General features: G+C 30.2%; 15 protein-coding genes and 1 other RNA gene. 6 read left to right on the top strand and 10 right to left on the bottom strand.

Annotated elements, in window-relative coordinates; genetic code table 11:
• Window positions 1-3: 3 nt before the first annotated feature.
• The 7 genes from E4J94_RS07850 to E4J94_RS07820 all read right to left on the bottom strand — a co-directional run bounded on the left by E4J94_RS07850 (window position 4) and on the right by E4J94_RS07820 (window position 8,593).
• Complete coding sequence (locus E4J94_RS07850; protein WP_135835282.1) at window positions 4-570, bottom strand: acetate uptake transporter; 567 nt, start codon at window positions 568-570, stop codon at window positions 4-6.
• 222 nt (window positions 571-792) lie between these two features.
• On the bottom strand, window positions 793-2,637 hold the full coding sequence (yidC, locus tag E4J94_RS07845) for a membrane protein insertase YidC (RefSeq protein ID WP_135835281.1): 1,845 nt from the start codon (window positions 2,635-2,637) through the stop codon (window positions 793-795).
• On the bottom strand, window positions 2,615-4,267 hold the full coding sequence (locus E4J94_RS07840) for a CTP synthase (RefSeq protein WP_135835280.1): 1,653 nt from the start codon (window positions 4,265-4,267) through the stop codon (window positions 2,615-2,617). Before E4J94_RS07840 ends, yidC begins: the two co-directional genes overlap by 23 nt.
• An 80-nt stretch (window positions 4,268-4,347) precedes the next feature.
• Window positions 4,348-4,446, bottom strand: an RNA gene (gene ffs, locus E4J94_RS07835) — signal recognition particle sRNA small type.
• Window positions 4,447-4,630: 184 nt separating this feature from the next.
• A complete protein-coding gene (locus E4J94_RS07830; protein ID WP_168801843.1) occupies window positions 4,631-5,857 on the bottom strand; it encodes a T9SS type A sorting domain-containing protein in 1,227 nt (408 codons plus the stop codon).
• A gap of 181 nt (window positions 5,858-6,038) precedes the next feature.
• Window positions 6,039-7,172 (bottom strand): tetratricopeptide repeat protein, encoded by a 1,134-nt coding sequence (locus E4J94_RS07825; protein ID WP_135835278.1) that lies wholly within the window; start codon window positions 7,170-7,172, stop codon window positions 6,039-6,041.
• On the bottom strand, window positions 7,169-8,593 hold the full coding sequence (locus E4J94_RS07820) for a helix-turn-helix domain-containing protein (protein ID WP_168801842.1): 1,425 nt from the start codon (window positions 8,591-8,593) through the stop codon (window positions 7,169-7,171). Before E4J94_RS07820 ends, E4J94_RS07825 begins: the two co-directional genes overlap by 4 nt.
• Before the next feature lie 177 nt (window positions 8,594-8,770).
• On the opposite strand from E4J94_RS07820, the gene E4J94_RS07815 reads away from it, so the two are divergent.
• From E4J94_RS07815 to E4J94_RS07800, 4 genes are read left to right on the top strand one after another with little or no spacing between them, the layout of a single operon-like run.
• Window positions 8,771-9,340, top strand: a complete 570-nt coding sequence (locus E4J94_RS07815) for a DUF4199 domain-containing protein (protein ID WP_135835276.1) — start codon at window positions 8,771-8,773, stop codon at window positions 9,338-9,340.
• Between the two features lie 3 nt (window positions 9,341-9,343).
• Window positions 9,344-10,306 (top strand): glycosyltransferase family 2 protein, encoded by a 963-nt coding sequence (locus E4J94_RS07810; protein ID WP_135835275.1) that lies wholly within the window; start codon window positions 9,344-9,346, stop codon window positions 10,304-10,306.
• A gap of 17 nt (window positions 10,307-10,323) precedes the next feature.
• Entirely contained in the window at window positions 10,324-11,028 is a 705-nt protein-coding gene (locus E4J94_RS07805; RefSeq protein ID WP_135835274.1) for a GIN domain-containing protein, read from the top strand.
• Window positions 11,029-11,036: 8 nt separating this feature from the next.
• Entirely contained in the window at window positions 11,037-12,752 is a 1,716-nt protein-coding gene (locus E4J94_RS07800; RefSeq protein WP_135835273.1) for a phospho-sugar mutase, read from the top strand.
• 69 nt (window positions 12,753-12,821) lie between these two features.
• Here E4J94_RS07800 and E4J94_RS07795 read toward each other — a convergent pair whose 3' ends face one another.
• The 3 genes from E4J94_RS07795 to E4J94_RS07785 all read right to left on the bottom strand — a co-directional run bounded on the left by E4J94_RS07795 (window position 12,822) and on the right by E4J94_RS07785 (window position 15,807).
• Window positions 12,822-13,919, bottom strand: coding sequence for an inorganic phosphate transporter (locus E4J94_RS07795; RefSeq protein ID WP_135835272.1), 1,098 nt, complete (start codon window positions 13,917-13,919; stop codon window positions 12,822-12,824).
• A 114-nt stretch (window positions 13,920-14,033) separates the two neighbouring features.
• A complete protein-coding gene (locus E4J94_RS07790) occupies window positions 14,034-15,140 on the bottom strand; it encodes an inorganic phosphate transporter (protein WP_246034279.1) in 1,107 nt (368 codons plus the stop codon).
• A gap of 22 nt (window positions 15,141-15,162) precedes the next feature.
• On the bottom strand, window positions 15,163-15,807 hold the full coding sequence (locus tag E4J94_RS07785; protein ID WP_038335434.1) for a DUF47 domain-containing protein: 645 nt from the start codon (window positions 15,805-15,807) through the stop codon (window positions 15,163-15,165).
• 396 nt (window positions 15,808-16,203) lie between these two features.
• On the opposite strand from E4J94_RS07785, the gene rpsL reads away from it, so the two are divergent.
• Complete coding sequence (gene rpsL, locus E4J94_RS07780; RefSeq protein WP_019974211.1) at window positions 16,204-16,587, top strand: 30S ribosomal protein S12; 384 nt, start codon at window positions 16,204-16,206, stop codon at window positions 16,585-16,587.
• Window positions 16,588-16,599: 12 nt separating this feature from the next.
• The gene (gene rpsG / locus E4J94_RS07775; protein WP_019974210.1) at window positions 16,600-17,076 is read left to right on the top strand and encodes a 30S ribosomal protein S7; all 477 of its coding nucleotides are present in this window, start codon (window positions 16,600-16,602) and stop codon (window positions 17,074-17,076) included.
• The last annotated feature ends 5 nt before the right edge of the window (window positions 17,077-17,081 follow it).

Raw genomic sequence — 17,081 nt, 5'->3', positions numbered from 1 at the left:
CCCTTATAAGGGAAGAATAGTTTTTTCATATTTTTGATTAATCATAATTGCAGAAGCTTCATAAAAAGCAATAAATCCACATAGAATTCCTGTCCATCCTGCAAAATGTAAAACATTTTCATTTGCAGTAAAATTTGCAGCAGCTAATAAGAAGAATAATAAAGTTAGTGAACCAAATAGTAGTTTGCCAATTAGGTTACCTTTTAATGTTTGAAAAAAGTTGACTAAAGAAAATAATCCCCATATTCCTAAATAACATCCCATTGCGTTTCCGTCTGGTTTTTCAACTCCAAACATTGGTGCTAACCATGTAAATACAAGTGTTAACCAAAAAGCTCCGTAAGCAAGAAATGCTATACTACCAAAGTTGTTTCCTTTTTTCCATTCCATGATGCCGGCTACAAATTGTGCTCCTCCTCCAAAGAATATTCCCATTCCCATAATCATACTATTGACAGGAAAAAAGCCTGCATTGTGTATGTTTAGTAAAACTGTCGTCATTGCGAATCCAAATAAACCTAGTGGACCAGGGTTCGCTGTTGAATCTTTAATTGAATAAATATTGTTCATGTTTTTTATTATTTAAAGACAATAATAATCTTAAAATAATAAATAAAAAATATTTTATCAATAAAAAGTGTATCTTGTACACTATTAATTCAATTTTAAATAGATATATTAATGATTAATAATGAAATAAAATCTATTAAAAATCATTGTCTTAAATAAATAAAAAATCCGTTAATTATTATTAACGGATTTTTTTTATTGTTGAATCTGAAATATTATCGATTATTTCTTTTTGTTCTTTTGTTGTTGCTCTTGCATTTCTTGAGCTTGTTTCATCATTTCTTGCATTTTCGAAGCAAACTTACCTGTTTTTTTAGGTTTTGTTTTATTTGTTTCGATGATTTGATGAATCTTCGCTTCATGAATCATATATCGTTTAATATATAATACTATAAAAATATTAATTGCATTAGAAACTAAATAATACCAAGATAAACCAGAAGCGTAGTTGTTAAGGAATACAAAGAAGAAAACAGGCATTACATACATCATGTATTTCATGAATTGCATATTTGGCATTCCTTCTTGTTGTGGCATTTGGAAATTATCCATAGATCCTGAAACTTTAAAATAAATCATCATTGCAACAATGTATAATAAAGCGAATACACTTAAGTGACCGTTAAGGAACGGAACCCATTCTGGTAATTTGATGATATCATCAAAAGCTGTTAAATCGTCTACAAACCAGAAAGGAACACCTCTTAAGTCTATTAAGTTAGGAAAGAAACGGAACAATGCATAGAAGATTGGAATCTGTAATAATGCTGGTAAACATCCCGCTAATGGATTGATTCCTGCATTACGATAAATTGCCATTGTCTCTTGTTGTTTCTTCATTGCATCTTTCGGATCCTTGTATTTTTCGTTAATTTCATTCAACTCTGGACGAACAACTTTCATCAATGCTGATTGACGGTATTGTTTGTACATAATAGGAGATAAAATCAATTTTACAACGATTGTCATCAAGAAGATTACCCATCCATAAGTGATTCCTACAGAAGCTAACCATTTGAAAACGTTCAAGAAAAAATATTTATTCAACCAACCAAATAATCCCCAACCAAAGTCAATTAAGTTTTGGAATCCTTTGTCGTTGTAATCTTTCAACATTTTATAATCCAATGGAATAAAATCCCATGTGAATTTTGAATTGATTTCACTATTTTTCAACTCTAATTTTGAGTTTAGGTGATAGTGTTTACTATAAGTTAAGTCCTCTTTATCAGAGTTTTTTGAACCACCTTTTGTTGTTTTAAACCCTTCATCATTTGATAAAACTGTTGCGAAGAATTGTTGTTTGTTGGCTACCCAAGAAATAGCTTCCTCTTCTTCCCATTCGTCAGAACCAAATAATTCGTATTCGATGTCTTTGTTTCCTTTAAATTGAAAATAAGTATGTGACCAATATTTCTCTTGATCTTTCCCTTTCTCAGTACTGAAACCGTCCATTGTCCACGCTAAATCTACATTTTTCTCAGAAGTGATGTTAGATAAACCTTGCGTTTTAACTTCGAAATCGATACCATAAGAATCTCCTAATGTATAGATATATTGAATTTGACTATTTTGAGCATTTGCCGTAAACGTCACAATTGTATTGTTCGCATTTTTCTGTACTTGAGGTACAAATACTAAATCCGAAACATTAAGAACAGCTCCTTGTTTTGTCTTGAATGATAAATTGAACTTACTAGATCCGTCTTTTATCAAATGTAAAGGATCTTTATGTCCATCTTTTTCGTTGTTGTAAGCTGTATATCCGGTGATTTGTACGTCAGAAATTTGAGCTCCTTTTGGCGAAAAAGTTACTTTTAATTTATCATTACTAACTTCAACATCTTTTGCTAATGTAGGGTCTACAGTTTGAAAAGCTTTTGTTGTAGCTGTTTTATTTAATTGTTCCTGTTTTTTTGCTTGCTCTTGCTTTTGAACTAATTCTTTTTTCTGTTCTTCGATTTGTTCTTCCGAAGGTTTGTTTAGAAAATAGAATACGCCAAAAAGAATTGCAATTAAAATAAAACCAATCGTTTGGTTAAAATCAAATTTTTTCTCTTGTTGCATTTAATAAATCATTTTGTTTATTCAATAAAGAAGCTTCGATAAAACTTATAAATAAAGGATGTGGCGAAGCAACTGTACTTTTATATTCCGGATGGAATTGTACACCTATATAATATGGGTGTTGATTATGTTCTAAAATTTCTACTAATTCTGTTTCAGGATTTTTACCAACTGGAATAAAATTGTTTTCAACAAATTCATCGTAAAAATCATTGTTGAATTCATATCTATGACGATGACGTTCTAAGATTTCGGTTGTGTTGTAAATTTTCTCAATTTTTGAATTAGGAGTTAATTCACATTTCCAATTTCCTAAACGCATTGTTCCTCCTTTATCCGAAACATCTTTTTGATCTTCCATCAAACTGATAACTGGATAAGGTGTTGTTAAATCCATTTCTGCTGAATCTGCTTTCTCGTAACCTAAAACATTACGCGCAAATTCGATTGCCATAATTTGCATTCCCAAACAAATCCCTAATGTTGGAATATTATTTCTTCGTGCATAATTTGCAGCAATTATTTTACCTAAAATACCACGATCTCCAAAACCTGGCGCAATCAAAATTCCTGAAACTCCTTTCAGTTGCTCTCCAACATTGTCTTCTGTAATATCTCCAGAATATACCCAACGAACTTTTACACTTGTTTCGCAAGTTGCAGCTGCGTGGATAAATGCTTCTGTGATAGATTTATAAGAATCGTGTAACGAAACATATTTACCAACTAAAGCAATTTCTATTTCGTTTTTAGGATTTTTATGATTTGATAAGAATTTGTTCCAAACCGTAAAATCTGGTTCTTGATCAGTTGGCAAATCTAAGCCTTTTAAAACAACTTCGTCAAAATTTTGTTCATGTAATAAGAATGGAACCTCATAAATTGTGTCTGCATCCATACTTTCGATTACATTTTCTTTGCGAACATTACAAAATAAAGCCAATTTAGCTTTTACATCTTTTGGTAAATGACGCTCTGTACGTGTAACTAAAACATTGGCATGAATACCATTTTCCATTAATGTACGAACAGAATGTTGAGTAGGTTTTGTTTTTAATTCACCCGCAGCAGCTAAATAAGGTACTAACGTTAAGTGAATAACAGAGGAATTGTGTTCTCCTAATTCCCAAGTTAACTGACGAATTGTTTCGATATATGGTAAAGACTCAATATCTCCAACCGTACCTCCAATTTCAGTAATGATGATATCATAATCACCTGTATTACCTAATAATTTGATACGACGTTTGATTTCGTTTGTGATATGAGGAACAACCTGAACTGTTTTTCCTAAATAATCTCCACGACGTTCTTTTTCTATAACTGTTTGATAAATACGACCTGTAGTAACTGAGTTAGCACGAGATGTTGCGCGGTTCAAGAAGCGCTCATAATGTCCTAAATCTAAATCGGTCTCTGCACCGTCTTCCGTAACGTAACATTCTCCATGTTCGTAAGGATTAAGTGTTCCTGGGTCTACATTTATATAGGGATCCAATTTTTGAATTGTTACTCTATATCCTCTTGCTTCTAATAGCATTCCTAATGATGATGCTACGATTCCTTTTCCTAACGACGATGTTACTCCTCCGGTAACGAAAATGTACTTTGGTGCTTTGTTTGTTTCCATTGAATCTTTAAATCAATGGTTGCAAATTTACGAATAATTTATGGGGTAAAAAAAAGTGGAGTGAAATTTAAATAAATAAAAATAGGCAAGCGATCTACATCACACCGCTACGACCGTATACCTTTGCTACGTTCCCGTCCTGGAGGATTCAACAGGAGCTGGTTGTGTAGGACTTGCCTGATGCAAAGGTAAGAAAGTTTTGGAAAAATAAAAGAGTTTATAGAAAAAAAAATAAGTTGTTTGAATTTTCTTATATTAATAAATTGATTTACAAATAAGAAGTGGAATTAAAAAAAACCACTTCTTTGAAAAATTAATTAACTTTTAAAAAAAATAATTGATGAAAATGAATTTACTTTTTCATTATTGTTTTATAAATTTTACAGTTTTAACTTGGTTGTTTGATTGAATAGTGATTAAATAAACTCCTTTTGGTAAGTAATGAATATTTATTTGAGCATTATTTCTATGTAGTTCAACTTGTTGTATTAATTTACCATCAATTGTATTAATCTTATAGTTATCGATCGTTTTATCTGATGAAATATTAAGTGTTGATGAAACCAAAGTAGGGAATACATTTATTGAAACTTTAGCGAGTTGATTCTTATTTAATCCTAATAGTTTTTCATCCAATTTTATAACCCATCCTCTAGCAAAATTAAAAGCAGAATTATCATATCCGCCAATATATTTTCCATTATTAGAAATAGTTAATGCTGTTCCCATTAACCCGTCAAATGTATCTATTTTTAATCCCTCTTTTTTGACAAAATCACTTAAGAGTTTTACTTGATCTCCAAACGATTCGTGCCAAATAATGGCTTCTCTAACTAATTGGTTTGCGGTATTTAAAGTTGTCATGTATCCAATAGCGATACCGTTATCAGAGATGTCTTCAAAAGCTCCTGCATAAAAACCTTCATAAATCTTTATTGATTTTCTTTCACCTGTTTTATAATTATAAATCATTGGTAAACCTTCCCATTCTCCTGCCATCAATCCATTAGTATTTATTTTCATAATGTCTGATACTGCCGAAGTAGGTAATTTATTATCAATATATTTTATTGTTAAATCTTGATCTATAGTACATGGAATACGACGAGTTCCTCCATTTAATCCAGAATCATCGACCCAACCAGCCATTAATCCATCATTATTTATTGTGTAAACAGCTAAAGCAGTATACTTTTCATTGAAAATAGGTTTTAATTCTCCTGTTTCTGTATAATATATAAAAGAACCATAAACATCTTTATCGTCTATTCTTTTAGACATTTGTCCTACAATATACTTTCCATTTTCAGAATAATCAAAAACAGTAAAACTACTTTTACCAAATAAGAATTCTGGGAATACGCCTATTTCTTTCCATTCTTTAGAATACGCTCTAAAAGCAGGTACTTTATTTGATGTTCCAGATAATTTCATTTCTCCTGCAACATCAGCATTGTCATTTATAACATTTAGTAGACTTACACCCAAAGATGACTCTTGAGGTGTGTAAGTTTTTGTATTGTAGTCAAAATATTTGGCGGCACCCAGTCCAAGTCCGTTATTATTTATACTACGAATAGATGTTGCCATTGTTTGTGAAAAAAATGCTTCTGTTTGTGAAAAAACATTTGTAGAGACAAATGATAACACAATTAGTAAAAAAATGTAAAGTTTTTTCATTATTAAATTCATATTAGTTTTGACAAACCTAATATGATAAATGAGTATTTAAAAGAAAATGAATTTCAAAATTCACGAATTTTGAATAGGACTATTTTTTATGAAGAATAGTAGTTAGTTCTTCTTGTTTTTTTACAATTTTTTTATTGATTTTATCTTTTTTTATAAAGAATAAAATGCTAATAATCAGTAAAATGATAAATAAAGCTATAGAGATGAGAATTATATTAGAGGATGATGTTTTTATTGATTTTTTCGCTTCTTCTTTAATTGATTTTATAGCCAAACCTATTGTTTTATTTTCTGAGTCTAAAACTTTCTTATTGTATATATTTGAAAGACTATCAGCTTTTTCGTATTGTTGCCATTCTTGTAAAGCTATACTATTTAACCCAACTAAACTATAAACATTTCGTTTTAAAATAGGATCTTCTAAATTTTGAAATAAAATAATTGCTTCGTTAAGTTTTTCGTTAGATGTTTTGTAATCATTTATTTTAAAATAATATTCTCCTAAACCTTTCAATGAATAAGCTAATAAAATTTTTGTGCCTACAAGTTGAGCTAAACGATAAGATTCTGTGAAAGCTTTTTCAGAAGCTTTTATATCAGTTTTTAAATAGCAATATCCTAAATTATAATGAATTACACTTTTGTTAGAATTTGCAACAAATACATTTTCAACTTGATTATAGCTCTCAATTCCTTTATTAAAATAATCTACAGCACTTTCAAAATTATTTAAATCTTTAAAAATCAATCCTCTGACAGTGTAATTGTATGATATAGCTTCTAATTTATCTTGTTTTTTATCAAATTGATTAATTATTTTTTCAGCTTCGTTAAGATAAATAAGTGATTTGTCGTATAATTTCAAGTTTTGATAAATAGATGCAATTCGATGAAGAACAGATACTTTTTGCTCTTTTTTCTTTAGAATGTTTACTAATTCATAAGTTTTGTTTAAGTTTTCTAATGCTTTTTCATTATCTCGTAGATTAGAATAAGCCGTAGCTTTTAGAATATGTATATCAACTAATTGGTTAACATTTTCTTGGGATTTTTTGATAAGTATATCAATTTGCCTTAAAGCTTCTTTTGGATTATTATAAACATTGCCTCTAGCTTCATCGTACAGGTTTTTTATTTTTATTGAGTCACTTTGAGCGAAACAAAAATTAAAGCCTAACAGAATTATCAACCAAATAGAATTTCTTTTTTTCATATTTTATTTGTTTGAGTTATTGCATTAATAAAAACTGTAGGAGTTGTTCCTGTATAAGATTTGAATGCAGAAACAAAACTGCTGTGAGAAGAAAATCCACATTCCTCTGCCAAATAACTTATTTTGTAATTCAAATAATTAGAATCAGTTGTTAATTTATTCAAAATGTATTTTATTCTCAATTTATTCAAAATGTATTTTATTCTCAATTCATTAATATATGTATTGAAATTTTTCTTTTTGTGACGATTTATAACATCACTCAAATACTTTGTATTTGTATCCAATTGAGAAGCAATTAAACCTAAAGAAACATTTTTAAATAAGAATTTATTCGTTTTTTCAAATGAATCTAATTTTTGCAAAATAGCATATTCTTTATCTTTTGATAATAAATCTGTTTTTTGTAGAGATTTAACGATGTTTTCATTTTCCTCAATTATATTTTCATTTCTAGAATCTTGTATAGTTTTTACAATAGTAGAAATAAGTGTTAATTTTTCTTTCTTTTTGTTGAGAATAAAAATATAAATCGACAAAAGTAATAAGAAAGACGTAATAGAGATTATAATGATTGTCTTATATAAATTTTCATCTTTTTCTTGATTTAATTGAATTACTTTTAATTGATGATGAAAAACTTCGTTGTTTATTTTTTGATTGATTAATATATTTTTAGATAAAATTGAGTCATATTTTTCACGATAAATATTAAATTCATCAATAGAATGTTTTCCCAAATACAAACTACCTAGATTATAATACGCATCAGCTATTAGATAAGGATTATTTATTTTTTTAGCAAATTCTAAAGCATTTTTATAATGATTAACTGCATTATTAGTGTCGCGTATATCAAAATAATATTCACCTAAAAAAAGTTCAATGCGTGTTTTAAAATATATTCCAAATGAAGAATCTTTTTCAAGAGATTGTAATAAATTAAATGCTTTTTGATATTGATGCTGTTTTAAATAAGCTTTAGATAAAGTTAAATTATCCTCTACGGTTAATTTGCTTTTTTGTAAAAGAGTTGAAATACATTTTTCAAAATTACCTTGATTAAAATATTGAGTAGATTTTATTGTTATTCCATAATCTGAATGATTTTTTGCTATATATTGTTCTGAAAAATCGTATAAATTGTATCGTTGATAAATTCGTTGTAGCAAAAATTCAGAAATGTCAATTAAATAATCATCTGAAGAATTTAAAGCTTCAGTATTTGCAATTGCAACATTTTCTAATGCAATATCATTTTTCCCTGCATAGAAATTTGCAAAAGCTAATAATAAATATGCTTCTGCAATTTTTTTTTTGTTATCAGCACTTCGAATTAAAAATTCTGCATTTGAAATAACTTCTGCTGGATTGTTGTATAAAGTTGAATTGTAATTGGATAAATAGCTATCTAAAGACATGTTTTTATCATTTGCTTTAACAATCAAGAATGAAAAAGCAAAGAATACAAAACTAAGAAACCGACTAAAAAATAAATTCATTTCCAAACAAAAATAATTTATTTATGAATACAAATTCCTTTTTAAATCATACAATTTAATAGAGAAAGAATTACGAGATATATTTATCTTTGCAAAATGATTAGTTTTAATAAGATTTTCAAACACTCTTTGGTGCTTACAACGGTTACATTAGCATTGTTTTTTGCACTGTATTTTTATTTTTCGTTAAATGGAACAGTATCAGTAAAAGATTATTACACATATAGCTTCATGATTTGTTGCTTTGTAGTTTTACCTTTGTATGCGTTATATTGTTTCTTAGTAATTTTTAATTTATCTAAAGACAAAGCGAAAAATCATCAAACGTCAGAAGAATTAATGACTTTCAAAGAAGGTTTTAAAGTAGGTTTTTATACTATTTTTTTTGCGGGTATTATAAGTTTGATAGTAATTTTTGTTTTCTTCAATACATACGGAGAATGGGCACAAGATAGTTTGAAGCAAGGATTATTAGATACTTTTACATCAAATATGTCTGATCCTAAAATAGCAAAAGATATTGAGACATTTAGAAATTCGGATGATTATAAAACACTTAATTTATTTACTGTAAAAAACTTCTTCGGGTTATTCTCAATTTTCTTATCTTTCTACATTGCAATTTCGGCAATGTTTTCACAATTCTTAAAAAAACGTGTTTTTTAACATATGAATATTTCAGTTGTTGTTCCTTTATTGAACGAACAAGATTCCTTAGAGGAATTGTTCTACAGAATCAAAAAAGTCTGTGAACAGAATGATTTTACATTCGAAGTTATTTTCGTAGATGACGGAAGTACAGACGATTCATGGCAAATTATCGAATATATTGCCAACTTCAATCCTGAAGTAAAAGGAATTAAATTTCGTAAAAATTATGGTAAATCTCCAGCACTTAGCGCAGCTTTTAAAGAAGTTAAAGGTGATGTTGTGATTACTATGGATGCAGATTTACAAGATTTTCCTGAGGAAATTCCGTCGTTATACAAAATGCTAAAAAATCAAAAGGCAGATATTGTTTCAGGTTGGAAAGAAAATCGTCAAGATAATAGATTAACAAAAAATCTTCCTTCGAAATTATTCAATGGTGTTGCTCGTAAAACGTCTGGTGTAAAATTACACGATTTTAATTGTGGTTTAAAAGCTTATCGCTGGGAAGTGACACAAAATATTGAACTGTATGGTGATATGCACCGTTATATTCCTGTTTTAGCTAAAAATGCTGGGTATTCGAGAATTATTGAGAAAAAGGTAAAGCATCAAGCGCGTAAATATGGTGTTTCAAAATTTGGAGCAAATCGTTTTGTAAATGGTTTTTTAGATTTGATTACACTTTTTTTTGCGTCAAAATTTGGAAATAAACCAATGCATATTTTTGGTTTATTAGGAACGTTGATGTTTATTTTAGGTTTTTTCGCTTCATTTTATTTAGGAATAGAGAAGTTGTACAAAGTTTATATTTCACACTCTCCAGCAAGATTAATTACAGATAGTCCTTATTTTTATATCTCATTAGTTTTTATGATTTTGGGAACGCAATTATTTTTGGCGGGATTTTTGGGCGAGTTAATTGTTCGTAATAATCGTGAAAAACAATTGTATTTAGTTCAAAAAGAATTGAATTTAAACTAATTAAATAACCAACTACTATGAAGAAAATAATTTTATTAGGATTTTTAGGTTTAGTTGTAACTTCGTGTTCATCATCAATTGATGGAGAAGGTGCTGCAACGGCTCAAAAAGAATATACTGCTGATAATATCAAAGATTTGAGCGTTTCGTGTAATTGTAACGTTATCTTGGTTCCGGGAAACAAATCTGGAGTTAAAGTAGAATCGCATCAAAATATTATTGATAATTTAGAAGTTGAAGCAAAAAATAATGCGGTTACAATTAAAGAAAAATCAAATGTAGATCAATACAGTGCCTATGATTTGTATGTTTATGTGACACGAGATTTAGACAAAATTGATGTTAATAAACAAACTTCTTTGATAACTTCTGGAACATTAAATGTGGATGAATTGACAATGAATGCGAAGGATCAAGCAAGAATTAATCAAACTTTTTTGATAACAAACAACTTTGATTTGAAAGCAGATGATCAATCTAATATTATGTTAGAAGGAACTGCTGGAACTATGAAAGTGAAAGCTTATGGTGAAGCACAATTGAATTTGTTTAAATACGAGGTCAATGAAGCTAATTTTACAACAGATGATAATGCTTTGTTAGATATCAATGCTCGTCAAACGCTTTATGGTTCTGCAAAAGGAAACTCAATCGTTAATTTTATGGGCGATCCAAATAAGGATACAAAAATTGCTGATCGCGCCCAAGTACTAAAAAAATAAAAACAAGAATGACTTCAAGTTTAGATAATGCTAAATTATGGCTTTCTGACGCTTATGATGCGGAAACAAGAAAAGCTGTTCAAGATTTAATTGATAATAATCCAACCGAATTAGATGATTCTTTTTATAAAAACCTTGAGTTTGGAACAGGAGGAATGCGTGGTATAATGGGAGTTGGAACAAATCGTTTAAACAAATATACACTTGGTGCAGCAACGCAAGGTTTAGCAAATTATATCAATCAACAATTTCCGAATAAAGAGAAAAAAGTTGCGATTGCTTACGATGTTCGCCACAATTCGGATACGTTTGCAAAAATGGTTGCAGATGTTTTGACTGCGAATGGAATCAATGTTTATTTGTTCGAATCTTTTCGTCCAACGCCAGAATTGTCTTTTACAGTTCGTCGTTTAGGTTGTGATGCTGGAATTGTTTTGACAGCTTCTCATAATCCTCCAATTTACAATGGTTACAAAGTTTATTGGAATGATGGAGCACAAATTGTTCCGCCACAAGATGGAGAAATTATCAACGAAGTAAATAGTGTAAAAGTAGAAGAAATCAAATTTAAAGGGAATGATACATTATTAACTTATATAGGAAAAGAAATTGATGAAGCTTTTATTGAGGCATGCGTAGCGAACGGAAGTTTTACGCAAGAAGGAAAAAAAGATATCAAAATTGTTTTTACTTCTATTCACGGAACTGCAGTTGCAATCACGCCGAAAGCTTTTGAAAAAGCTGGTTTTACACAAGTTCATCAAGTTACTGAGCAAGCAATTCCAAGTGGAGATTTCCCAACAGTAAAATCGCCAAATCCAGAAGAACCAGAAGCGTTAACTATGGCAGTTGCTTTAGCAAACGAAATTGATGCTGATGTTGTGATTGGAACAGACCCTGATGCAGATCGTGTAGGTGTTGCAACTCGTAATAACGAAGGCGAAATTGTTTTGTTGAATGGTAACCAAATGAATACTGTTTTGGCTTATTATTTATTAGAAAAATGGCAAGAAGCAGGAAAATTGGTTGGAAAAGAATTTATTGGATCGACAATTGTAACGTCTGATATTTTCTATGATATTGCTGCGAAATTCAATGTGGATTGTAAAGTTGGATTAACAGGTTTCAAATGGATTGCTGATATGATTCGTAAATTCGAAGGCAAAGAAAGTTTTGTTGGAGGAGGAGAAGAGTCATTCGGATTTATGGTTGGAGATTTTATCCGTGATAAAGATTCAGTTACAACAGCTTTATTGGTTTCTGAAATTGCAGCTGTACAAAAAGCGAAAGGAAGCTCTTTATATAATAAACTAACAGAGATCTATCTTGAAATCGGAAAAGCATATCAAGAAGATTTAATCAATATTGTAAAACCAGGTAAAGAAGGTGCAGAATTGATTGCTCAAATGATGGTTGATTTCCGTACAAATTCACCAAAAGAATTAGCGGGATCTAAAGTTGTTCGTGTTAAGGATTTTCAATCTTCTATCGACAAAGATTTAATTTCTGGAGAAGAAAAAGCAATTGAGATTCCAAAGTCAAATGTATTGATTTTCTATACTGAGGATGGAAGTAAAGTCGCTTGTCGCCCTTCTGGAACAGAACCGAAGATTAAATATTATTTCTCTGTAAATGCTCCACTTTCTAACAAAGAAGATTATCCAGCTGTTCAACAAGCGTTGTTAGCGAAGATCGATTTGTTGAAAGAAGATTTTAGTAAATAAAATTTAATCATATAAAAAAATAGCTGTCAATTTTGACAGCCATTTTTTTATATGATTAAATTTTTTATGTTAGAAAAACATTGAGAATAGATAATAAAATCCTGTTGCAATAAGTGCAGAAACTGGAATTGTTAAAATCCAAGCCCATAATAAGCTAATTGTAACGCCCCAACGAACTGCAGAAACTCTTTTTACCATTCCAACACCAATAATTGATCCTGTAATCACGTGCGTTGTAGAAACAGGCATTTTGATATGTTCAGTAAAGAATAAAGTAATAGCAGAAGCTGTTTGCGCTGTGAAACCTTCGATAGGAGTAATTTTTGTAATTTTATTTCCCATCGTTTTTAAGATTTTCATTCCGCCACCTAAAGTTCCTAAAGCAATTGCCGAGAAACACATAATTGGAACCCAATCATGAATATCTGTACTACTTGTTGTAATGAACCAATGTTTCCAATCGAAAACATCATTCAAAATCCAATCATTCATATCAGTATTAACAATAGCTGTTTGATTTGCAAGTAAAGCAAATGTGATAACTCCCATTACTTTTTGAGAATCATTCAAACCGTGACCAATACTTAGCATTGCAGAAGAAACCAATTGTAATTTCTTGAACCAAGCATCTGCTTTATGTGGTTTTGCATTTCGACAAAGATTCAGCGTGATGATGTAAATAACATTACCAGCTATTAAACCAATAATTGGCGCGACCAAAATAAAAGCGATAATCGTTAAGATAATTGTACTGTTAATTGCAGAAAAATCATAACCTGTTGCAGCTAATGCACCTCCAGCTAAACCTCCAATCAATGTGTGAGAAGAAGAAGATGGAATTCCTAATTTCCAAGTTAAAATATTCCAAGTGATTGCTGCAGAAAGAGCTGCCATAACAACTACAGAAGGATTGGAACCAAATGCGACAACAACATCTTCTTTGATAATTTTAGCTATTGTGTCTGCAACTCCGAATTCTCCAATGATATATTTGGCGATAAAAAAAGCGACAAAATTAAAAAACGCAGCCCATATAACTGCTTGAATAGGAGTTAAAACCTTTGTTGTGACAACGGTTGCAATAGAGTTTGCGGCATCGTGAAAACCATTTAAAAAATCGAATAAAATGGCTAAACCGATAATGATAAATAATACAGTTAATTGCATGGCGCAAATTTAAAACTTTCTTAAACTTATCATTTATCAATTTCGAAAATTATTTAAAAAATAAAAGGAGCTTATAAAAGCTCCTGAAAAAAATAATGATATTGAATTGTTGTCTTATACAAATAGTGTTACAATGTAATAAATCAATGCAGCTAATAATGCTGAAACTGGAATAGTAAGAACCCATGCCCAAAGCAAACTGATTGTTACTCCCCAACGAACAGCAGAAACACGTTTCGTTAAACCAACACCGATAATAGAACCTGTAATTGTATGTGTTGTAGAAACAGGGATTCCAAAATGTTCAGAAATATAAAGCGTCATAGCTCCAGATGTCTCAGCAACTACGCCTTCTAATGGTGTTACTTTTGTAATTTTAGATCCCATTGTTTTGATAATTTTCCATCCACCTCCCATTGTTCCTAATGCGATAACAATAAAAGAAGTGATAGGAACCCATCCCCAATGTGCTACGAAATATTGGAATTTATCTTCTGCTTGTACATAAGCTGGATCAAAATCTACATTCATGTGGTAGAAAATAACAGCTGCTCCAATAATACCCATTACTTTTTGTGCATCATTCATACCATGTCCTAAAGAAAAAAGGGCAGAAGAAACTAATTGTAATTTCTTAAACCACCATTCTGCTTTTGCAGGTTTAGCTCTTTTGCAGATGTTAAGTGTGATAATGGTTAATATTGAGGCGATAATCATACCGATTAATGGTGCTAATACAATAAAGCATACAATAGGAATTACTTTTTTGTAAACAATTACATCTTCACCTCCAGCAGAAAAACCACCAGCATGAGCTAATGCTGCTCCAATAAATCCTCCAATTAATGTATGAGAAGAAGAAGAAGGAATACCAAATTTCCATGTTAATAAGTTCCAAGAAATGGCAGCTATAATACCAGCTAAAATAACTTCTAACGTAATAAAATGTTCGTTAACCGATTTTGCAATAGTGTTACCAATCTTAAATTCTCCAATCCAATAAACTGAAATAAAGTAAGCAGCAAAGTTGAATGCAGCAGCCCAAAGTACAGCTTGAAAAGGCGTTAAAACCTTAGTTGCAACAATTGTAGCAATAGAGTTTGCGGCATCGTGAAAACCATTTATATAATCAAAAACAAAAGCTAAAACGATAATAGTAATCAATAACATTCCTGGCGTAGACGATAACATGCTCGAGAACGCTGAAAAAAATTCTGTCATAATCTTTTAGATTAAGTTATGGTTATGAGTGTTTTACCGCTACAGCTTCCAATACATTTGCAACACTTTTACACTTGTCTGTTGCAGATTCTAATGAAGATAAAACTTCCTTATACTTGATGATATTCTTAACATCAGTTTCGTTCTCGAAAATTTCTTGTACCGCTTTATCAAAAATACGATCCGATTTATTTTCTAATTTATTGATTCGTTCACATATTTCGTAAATACGATTTACGTTTCTCAAATCTTTTAATTGCTCAATTCCCTCTCCGATTAATTGACAAGCTTCTAAATTAACAGCTGTAATTTTGCGGATAGATTTTGTAATTTTATCTACTTGATAAATATTGATACGATTTGCTGCACCATTTAAATTATCTGCAACATAATCGATAGATTTTACTAATTGATAAATATCTTCTCTATCAAAAGGTGTGATAAAGTTTTTGCTTAACTCTAAATTTGTTTTTTGAGTAAGATATTCAATTTTACTTTCGATCTTAGAAATTTGTGCGATGTAATCTTCGCGTTCTTCAACTGGAGCGTTTACACATTCATGTAACAATTCAGCTAATTTGATTAAACTTTTTGAAGCTTCCTCGAACAAAGGATAGAATACTTTATCCTTCGGAGTAAATAATTTAAAAAATGAGTTTACCGACATTTAATAATGTTTTGAAGTGCAAAATTAATTTTTCTAATGTAAAATTAACATTAAATAAATATTATGCGAAAGTTTTTGTAAAAATACTTATTCTCAATTAATGGAGTTTTAGAATGTTTTTATTTATGATTACTGTGTTAATTTTTTAAAGAGAATAACTAAATCAAGATTTTTACTTTAGCTAAGTTTGTTTTAATTAAAGAAAAAGGATAGCAGATTAATTTAACATTGTATTATTTGTGATTAATGAAATGTGAAATTAAGATTGTATTGGTTTAAAAAATTATAAATCAATGTAAAATAAATCTATAATTATTTGTTTTTGTATAAATTATTTGTAGTTTTGCATGCCCAAAAAATGGGTTTAATCCAAATTTAAAAGGAAATTTAATTAGTATGCCAACAATTCAACAATTAGTTAGAAAAGGTAGAAAAAAACTAACCAAGAAGAGTAAATCGGCTGCATTGGAATCATGTCCACAACGCCGCGGTGTTTGTACACGTGTTTACACTACAACTCCTAAAAAACCTAACTCAGCAATGCGTAAAGTTGCTCGTGTTAGATTAACAAACGGGAAAGAAGTTAACGCGTACATCGGTGGTGAAGGTCATAATCTTCAAGAGCACTCGATAGTATTGGTTAGAGGAGGTAGAGTTAAAGATTTACCAGGTGTACGTTACCACATTGTTCGTGGAGCGTTAGATACTGCGGGAGTAAACGGACGTACTCAACGTAGAAGTAAGTATGGAGCGAAACGTCCTAAAGATGCTAAAAAATAAATTTAAGGTAAGATGAGAAAGACAAGAGCTAAAAAAAGACCTTTACTTCCAGATCCTAAATTTAATGATCAGTTAGTAACTCGTTTCGTAAACAACTTAATGTATGACGGAAAAAAATCTGTAGCATTCAAAATTTTCTATGATGCGTTAGAAATCGTAGATTCTCGTAAAGAGGATGCAGAAAAAACTTCATTAGACATTTGGAAAGAAGCATTATCTAATGTAATGCCTCACGTAGAAGTACGTTCTCGCCGTGTTGGTGGAGCTACATTCCAAATTCCAATGGAAATTCGTCCAGACCGTAAAATTTCAACAGCAATGAAATGGTTAATCAAATATTCTCGTAACAGAAACGAGAAATCGATGGCTCAAAAATTAGCTGGAGAAATTATTGCAGCTGCTAAAGAAGAAGGATCTGCCGTTAAAAAACGTCAAGATACTCACAAAATGGCAGAAGCTAACAAAGCATTCTCTCACTTTAGATTCTAATACAC

This window comes from Empedobacter tilapiae, assembly GCF_004785645.1.
GTDB classification, from domain to species: domain Bacteria; phylum Bacteroidota; class Bacteroidia; order Flavobacteriales; family Weeksellaceae; genus Empedobacter; species Empedobacter tilapiae.
Note: the sequence above shows the minus strand (reverse complement) of the source record. Positions and strands in the feature narration are given on the sequence as shown.